The organism is Vibrio sp. 1402 (assembly GCF_033340275.1).
On sequence record NZ_JAWOWE010000692.1, the window covers coordinates 1 to 521 of the forward strand.

At 46.3% G+C, this 521-nt stretch carries 1 protein-coding gene; it reads right to left on the bottom strand.

What is annotated here, in order from left to right; translation table 11 throughout:
- Positions 1 to 521, bottom strand: a 521-nt coding sequence (locus R7044_RS27980; protein ID WP_225456347.1) for a DUF945 family protein, incomplete at both ends; no start/stop codon positions are given.

The window sequence follows — 521 nt, forward strand, 5'->3', positions numbered from 1 at the left end:
ATAACTCGTCACCATTTTCAAAATCGACTTGAACTGAAGGAATCGATACTTGGTACTGCAAATCACCAAGCACGGTAACATCGCCAGTCACTTGCGCAGGACTTGTCGAAACCGATACGCCTTGCGCTTCATTGCGATAGTTCCAGCTGTCTAAATCCAACGTAAACGCAGTGTTACCATTAAGCTGTGTTTTGCTATGCATGGTAAGCGGGAGAAAATCGTTATCCACCAGCTTAGAGTCTGCTGTCAGGCTAGTTAAGCCATGGCTTACATCACTCGTGACTTCGAACATAATCGGCAAACCATCGCGTTCAAACTGTGTTTTCAGTTCAGGGTCAACCACTGAGTATCGAGTTAATACAACGGAAGAAAGGTAGCCGCGTTGGTATTCAACAACTTCGCCTTTGATCATCTTATCGTTCATATTGGCGATACCGTCTTCAATGATCGACTGACCAATTTGACCAACCGCAAGCGGCCAACACAACGCCAATGAGATTGCACCACCGATGGCGCCTAGT